This is a genomic window from Piscinibacter sp. (assembly GCF_050175855.1).
In the GTDB taxonomy this organism is placed as follows: Bacteria; Pseudomonadota; Gammaproteobacteria; order Burkholderiales; family Burkholderiaceae_C; genus Piscinibacter.
In genome coordinates this window covers 1-6258 of the sequence record NZ_JBFXIO010000311.1, presented here as the reverse complement: position 1 = coordinate 6258, position 6258 = coordinate 1, and the positions used below count along the sequence as shown (strand labels likewise).

Genomic DNA, 6258 nt, shown 5'->3' with positions numbered 1-6258 from the left:
CGGCGCGCGCCACCGCCACGCACTGGCGCTGGCCGCCGGAGAGGGTCTCCACCGCCTGGGTCATCGAGCGGATGCCCACCTTCAGGTCGGCCATGCGCTGGATGGCGATCTCCAGCATCCTCTTTTTGTCGAGCATGCGCAGCACGCTGCCGGCCGAGCCCGCGCGGCGCAGCTCGCGGCCGAGAAAGAGGTTCTCGGCGATGGTCATGGCCGGCGCGACGGCCAGGTCCTGGTAGCAGCATTCGATGCCGGCGCGGCGGGCGTCCATCGGCGTACGGAACTGCACCGGCTTGCCGTCGAGCAGGATCTCGCCCGCATCGGGTACCGTGGCGCCGGACAGCGCCTTGATCAGCGAGGACTTGCCGGCGCCGTTGTCGCCGATCACGGCGAGGATCTCGCCGGCGCGCAGCTCGAAGTCGGCGCCGTCCAGCGCCGTCACCTGGCCGTAGCGCTTGACCAGGCCGCGGGCCTGCATCACGAGCTTGGGGCTGTTCATCTCAGCGGCCTCCCTTGCGCGAAAGCTGGTCGATCGCCACCGCGAGGATGACGAGGATGCCGGTGATCAGCACCTGGTACACCGACGACACGCCCATCAGCGTGAGGCCGTTGCGCAGAACGCCGACGACCACCGCGCCGATCAGCGTGCCGAGGATCACGCCCCGCCCGCCGAACAGGCTGGTGCCGCCGAGCACGACGGCGGTGATCGCATCGAGGTTCTCGGTCTGGCCGGCGTTGGGGTCGCCCACGCCGGTGCGCGAGACCGCCAGCAGCGAGGCGATGCCGTAGAACACGCCGGCCAGCACGTACACGCCGAGCAGCACGCGGTCGGTCGGAATGCCGACCAGCCGGGTGGCTTCGGGGTTGTTGCCCACCGCGTAGACGTGGCGGCCAGCGGCCGTCTCGCGCAGCCAGAACCAAGTGCCGAGATAGAGCAGAATCATCAGCACCGTACCGAAGGCGACGTTGGTTCCGGCCAGCGAGAAGGTATTGCCCAGCCAGGTCATCATCGCCGGAACCTCGGTGACGGTCTGGGCGTTCGAGTAGAGCTGGGTGATCGCGAAGGCGATGTTCAGCGTGCCGAGCGTGACGATGAACGGCGGCAGCTTGATGCGCGTGACCAGCAGGCCGTTGGCCAGCCCGAACAGCGCGGTCACGCCGATGCCGCACAGAATCGCCAGCGGCGCGGGCATCCCGAGGTCGGCGGCGAACTTGGTCATCACGATGCTGCCCAGCGCCATCACCATGCCGCACGACAGGTCGATGCCGGCGGTCAGGATGATCAGCGTCTGGCCGATGGCGATCACGCCGACCACCATCACCTGCTGCAGGATCAGCGAGAAGTTCTCGCCGGTGAGGAAGCGCTCGGTGGTCGCGCCGAAGATCGCACAGGCGATCAGCAGCGCGATGAAGGGGCCGAGCTGGCCGATGGGCGGCAGTTTCATGGTGGCTGGCGCTGCGCCGCAGGCTCTTACTTGCCACCCCAGCACAGCTCGGTGCCGGTCTTGACGTCCTTGCTGTCCACGCCCGGCATCGGCTTGGCCGCGATCAGCGTCACGCCGGTGTCGGTGTAGCCGCTGGGCTTCTTGCCGGTCTTCGCGTAGTCGACGCCGGCCTCCACGCCCATCGCCGCCATCTTCAGCGGGTACTGCTGCGAGGTGGCCGCGATGACGCCGGCGCCCACGTCCTTGATGCCCTGGCAGCCGCCGTCGACCGACACGATGACCACGTTCTTCTCCTTGCCGGCCTTCTTCAGCGCGTTGTAGGCGCCGGCCGCCGCGGGCTCGTTGATCGTGTAGACGAGGTTCACCTCGGGCGCCTTCTGCAGGCAGTTCTCCATCGCGGTCTGGCCCTTGGCACGGTCGCCGAAGCTGTCGGCCATGCAGACCACCTCGGGCGCCTTGCCGAGCTCGTTGCTCTTGGCATCGGGCGCGGCCAGGCCGAAGCCCTTGAGGAAGCCGTTGTGGCGCTGCGCGCCGACCGGGTGGCCGGGGAACAGATCGAGGGTGACGATCTTCGCCGGCTTGCCGCCCAGCGCGGCCTTGGCGTACTGGCCGATCAGGACTCCGGCCTGGTAGTTGTCGGTGGCGAACAGCGCATCGGTGGCGTCGGCCGGGTCGGTCGGGCTGTCCAGCGCGATCACCAGCACGCCCTTCTCTCGCGCCTTCCGGATGGCCGGGATGATGGCCTTCGAGTCGCTCGGCGTGATCAGGATGGTCTTGGCGCCGGCGGCGATCATGTTCTCCATCGCGGTGACCTGGCCCGCGTTGTCACCGTCGGCCTTGCCCGCGCCGGACAGCAGCTTGGCGCCCCGGGCCTTGGCCGCCTCGGCCGCGCCCTCCTTCATCTTCACGAAGAAGGGGTTGGTCTCGGTCTTGGTGATCAGGCCGATGATCGGCTGCGATTGGGCCTGGGCCGCGCCGGCGAAGGCGATCAGGGCGGCGGCGGTCAGGGCGGTACGGGGCAGGCGCATGGGGTGTCTCCTCGGCGGGTGGGGTGTCGGTATGGCTCCAGTCTCGGCGAGGCCAATTAATAAATCAAGTTGATTGATTAATGGAAAACCCGGATGCGCCCGACCGCCGGCCGCGGGATGCTCGCGCCCGGAATCGGAAGGAGACGACGATGTTCCTGGTCTGCGGCGAGGCGCTGTTCGACGTGTTCGCCACCGGCGAGACGCCCACCGGTCTGGCGATGGACGCCCGCATCGGCGGCTCGCCTTTCAACGTGGCGGTGGGGCTGGCGCGGCTGGGCCAGCCGGTGGCCTTCCTGTCGCAGTTGTCGCGCGGTTTCCTCGGCGAGCGGCTGATGCGCGCACTGGACGCCGAAGGCGTGGACACCTCTACCGTGCAGCGCTCCGACGCGCCGACCACGCTCAGCCTGATCGGCGTGGATGCGCGCGGCGTGCCGGCCTATGCCTTCTACGGCGAGGGCTGCGCCGACCGGCGGCTCGACCTCACCGCGCTCGACGCGCTGCCGCCCGGTGTGAAGGCGATCAACGTCGGCTCCTACGCCACGGTGGTCGGCAGCACGGCCGAGACGCAGCGCACGCTGATCGAGCGCATGCAGGGTCGCGCGCTGATCGCCTACGACCCGAACATCCGCCTGAACGTGGAGCCGCGCCTGGCGGTGTGGCGGGCGCAGATCGACTGGATGCTGCCGCGCACGCAGTTGCTCAAGGTCAGCGACGAAGACCTGAGCCTGGTGTGGCCCGGCCTCGCCCCGGCCGAGTTCGCGGAGCGCGCGCTGGCGCAGGGCGTGAAGCTGGTCGTCTTGACGCGCGGCGCCGAGGGCGCGCTCGGCTGGACGGCCGCGGCACGGGCCGAGGCGGCGCCGGTCCCGGTGGCGGTGATCGACGCCGTGGGCGCCGGCGACACCTTTCAGGCCGCGCTGCTCACCTGGCTGGCCGAGCGCGACGCGCTGTCGGACGCCGCACTGGCCGCTCTGCCGCCCGAGGCACTGCAGGATGCGCTCGCCTTCGCCGCACGCGCCGCGGCGATCACCTGTTCGCGCCGCGGCGCGGACATGCCGCGCCGATCAGAGGTCTGACGGAGCCCCCCAGTCGCTGCGCTCCTGCCCCCGAGGGGCGCCGTCCGGCTTGGGACGGCCCGGCGCCGGACAAGCGGCGCGCACCACCACGCCCAGGCCCATACACGGCACGCATGTCGACCGTCGTGTTCCTCAAGCTGGTGGCCATCTTCGTGGTGGTGGCGCTTGGCTGGGTGGTGGGCAAGGCGCGCTGGCTGGGAGAGAACGATCCGGCCCGCGTGCTCGCCAACGCCGCCTACTACATCTTCGTGCCGGCGCTGCTGTTCCGCACCACGGCACGCATCGACCTCGCCGCGATGCCCTGGGGTACGGTGATCGCGTTCTTCGCGCCGGTGCTCGTGCTGCTGCTCCTCGTCTACGCCTGGGAGCGGCGCAGCCACCGAGAACGCGGCCTGCCCGCCGCGGCGCCCAGCGTGCGCGCCATCTCGGCGACCTTCGGCAACTCGGTGCAGGTGGGCATCCCGTTCGCGGCGGCGCTGTTCGGCGAAGCCGGCCTTTCGATCCACGTGGCGCTGGTCAGCCTGCATGCGCTGACGCTGCTCACCGTGCTCACCGCACTGGTCGAGCTCGACCTGGCCCGCGAGCGCCGCACCCTCGGCCACTCCAACGCGCACCTCTTCGCCACGCTCGGCCGCACCATGCGCAACACCATCATCCACCCGGTGGTGCTGCCGGTGCTCGGCGGGCTGGCCTGGAACCTCGCCGGGTTGTCGCTGCCGGCGATCGCCGACGAGATCCTCGCCACCCTGGCGCAGGCGGTGGTGCCGCTGTGCCTGGTGCTGATCGGCATGTCGCTGGCCTACTACGGCGTGAAGGAGGCCGCGCGCGGCGCGGTGGTGATCAGCCTGCTCAAGCTGTTCGTGCTGCCGGCCCTGGTGTTGGCCACGGCACGCTGGGGGTTCGGCCTCACCGGAGTGCCGCTGGCGGTGGTGGTCATGATGGCGGCGCTGCCGGTGGGCAGCAATGCGCTGATCTTCTCGCAGCGCTACTCGGCGCTGGAGGCCGAAGCCACCGCGGCGATCGTGTTCTCGACGCTCGGCTTCGTGGCGAGTGCCTCGATCTGGCTGGCCCTCCTGGCGTGGCTGGGATAGTCGCTTCCCGGATAATGAGCACATGACTTCCGCCGACCTGCAAGCCACCATCGCCCACATGGGCGTGGCCGCACGCGCGGCCGCCACCGAGATGGCGCGCGCCTCCACGGCGGCCAAGAACGCCGCGCTGCTCGCCCTGGCGCGACGCCTGCGTGAAGGCGTGGCCGAGCTGCAGCAGGCGAACCACCACGACCTGGCCGCTGCGCGCGACGCCGGTCTGGCCGAGCCGATGGTCGACCGACTCAAGCTCACCGAGAAGGTGATCGCGACGGTGGCCGAAGGCTGCGAGCAGATCGCCGCCCTGCCCGACCCGATCGGCGAGATCACGAACGTGCGCCGCCGCCCGAGCGGCATCAGCGTCGGCCAGATGCGCGTGCCGCTGGGCGTGTTCGGCATGATCTACGAGAGCCGGCCGAACGTGACCATCGAGGCCGCGTCGCTGGCCATCAAGAGCGGCAACGCCTGCATCCTGCGCGGCGGCTCGGAGGCGATCCACTCCAACCTGGCGCTGTGGCGCTGCGTGCAGGCCTCGCTGGCCGAGGCCGGCTTGCCGCCCGACGCGGTGCAGCTGGTGCAGACCACCGACCGCGCCGCCGTCGGCCACCTGATCGCCTCGCCCGAGGCGGTCGACGTCATCATCCCGCGCGGCGGCAAGGGGCTGATCGAGCGCATCAGCCGCGAGGCGCGCGTGCCGGTGATCAAGCACCTGGACGGCAACTGCCACGTCTACGTCGACGCCACGGCCGACATCGAGCTGGCGGTGAAGGTCACCGACAACGCCAAGACGCAGAAGTACAGCCCGTGCAATGCGGCCGAGTCGCTGCTGGTGCACGAGGCCATCGCGGGTGCGTTCCTGCCGCGCATCGGCGCGATCTTCGCCGCCAAGGGGGTGGAGATGCGCTGCGAGCCGAAAGCTCGCGCGGTGCTCGCCAGCGTGCCCGGCGCCAAGCTCGCCGACGCCAGCGAGGCCGACTGGAGCGAGGAATACCTCGCGCCCATCATCAGCGTCAAGGTGGTCGGCTCGCTCGACGAGGCGATCGCGCACATCAACCGCTACGGCTCGCACCACACCGACGCCATCCTCACCGACAGCCACGCTCACGCGATGCGCTTCCTGCGCGAGGTCGACTCGGCGAGTGTGATGGTCAACGCCAGCACGCGCTTCGCCGACGGCTTCGAGTACGGCCTTGGCGCGGAAATCGGCATCAGCACCGACAAGTTCCACGCCCGCGGCCCGGTCGGCCTGGAAGGCCTCACCTCGATGAAGTGGGTGGTGCTCGGCCAGGGCGAAGTCCGAACCTGACGCACGCCGCGACATGAAGGACGAGCGCCGCGCCCTCGTGCTGTTCTCCGGCGGGCAGGACTCCACCGTCTGCCTGGCCTGGGCGCTGAACCGCTTCCGGGTCGTCGAGACCATCGGTTTCGACTACGGCCAGCGCCACGAGGTCGAGCTCGAGTGCCGGCAAAAGGTGCGCGAGCAGATCCGCGCGCAGTTCCCGAAGTGGGGCAAACGGCTCGGCGACGATCACCTGCTCGACCTGGCGCTGCTCGGCCAGATCTCCGACACCGCGCTCACCCAGCAGCGCGAGATCGAGATGAGCGACAGCGGCCTGCCCAACACCTT

Annotated in this window: 7 protein-coding genes; 4 read left to right on the top strand and 3 right to left on the bottom strand. The window is 70.1% G+C overall.

Annotated elements, in window-relative coordinates:
* From AB7U92_RS19820 to AB7U92_RS19810, 3 genes are all read right to left on the bottom strand, one after another.
* A partial coding sequence (locus tag AB7U92_RS19820; RefSeq protein WP_428580962.1) for an ATP-binding cassette domain-containing protein occupies nt 1-496 on the bottom strand: 496 nt, incomplete at its 3' end.
* 1 nt (nt 497) lies between these two features.
* The gene (locus tag AB7U92_RS19815; protein ID WP_428580959.1) at nt 498-1442 is read right to left on the bottom strand and encodes an ABC transporter permease; all 945 of its coding nucleotides are present in this window, start codon (nt 1440-1442) and stop codon (nt 498-500) included.
* A gap of 26 nt (nt 1443-1468) precedes the next feature.
* The gene (locus AB7U92_RS19810) at nt 1469-2470 is read right to left on the bottom strand and encodes a sugar ABC transporter substrate-binding protein (protein WP_428580956.1); all 1002 of its coding nucleotides are present in this window, start codon (nt 2468-2470) and stop codon (nt 1469-1471) included.
* 149 nt (nt 2471-2619) lie between these two features.
* Here AB7U92_RS19810 and AB7U92_RS19805 point away from each other — a divergent pair, with 149 nt between their 5' ends.
* The 4 genes from AB7U92_RS19805 to AB7U92_RS19790 form a co-directional block, all read left to right on the top strand.
* Complete coding sequence (locus AB7U92_RS19805; protein WP_428580953.1) at nt 2620-3543, top strand: carbohydrate kinase family protein; 924 nt, start codon at nt 2620-2622, stop codon at nt 3541-3543.
* A 113-nt stretch (nt 3544-3656) separates the two neighbouring features.
* Nucleotides 3657-4634: an AEC family transporter gene (locus AB7U92_RS19800; RefSeq protein ID WP_428580950.1), complete on the top strand. Its 978-nt coding sequence runs from the start codon at nt 3657-3659 to the stop codon at nt 4632-4634.
* 22 nt (nt 4635-4656) lie between these two features.
* Nucleotides 4657-5937 (top strand): glutamate-5-semialdehyde dehydrogenase, encoded by a 1281-nt coding sequence (locus AB7U92_RS19795; RefSeq protein WP_428580947.1) that lies wholly within the window; start codon nt 4657-4659, stop codon nt 5935-5937.
* A gap of 13 nt (nt 5938-5950) precedes the next feature.
* Nucleotides 5951-6258 (top strand): 7-cyano-7-deazaguanine synthase (locus AB7U92_RS19790; RefSeq protein ID WP_428580944.1); only part of this gene is annotated, 308 nt, incomplete at its 3' end.

What these genes read in the sequence shown, in the direction of transcription:
- AB7U92_RS19800 (WP_428580950.1), top strand. Translation starts at nt 3,657, where the DNA reads ATGTCGACCGTCGTGTTCCTCAAGCTGGTGGCCATCTTCGTGGTGGTG.
- AB7U92_RS19815 (WP_428580959.1), bottom strand. Translation starts at nt 1,442, where the DNA reads ATGAAACTGCCGCCCATCGGCCAGCTCGGCCCCTTCATCGCGCTGCTG.
- AB7U92_RS19805 (WP_428580953.1), top strand. Translation starts at nt 2,620, where the DNA reads ATGTTCCTGGTCTGCGGCGAGGCGCTGTTCGACGTGTTCGCCACCGGC.
- AB7U92_RS19795 (WP_428580947.1), top strand. Translation starts at nt 4,657, where the DNA reads ATGACTTCCGCCGACCTGCAAGCCACCATCGCCCACATGGGCGTGGCC.
- AB7U92_RS19810 (WP_428580956.1), bottom strand. Translation starts at nt 2,470, where the DNA reads ATGCGCCTGCCCCGTACCGCCCTGACCGCCGCCGCCCTGATCGCCTTC.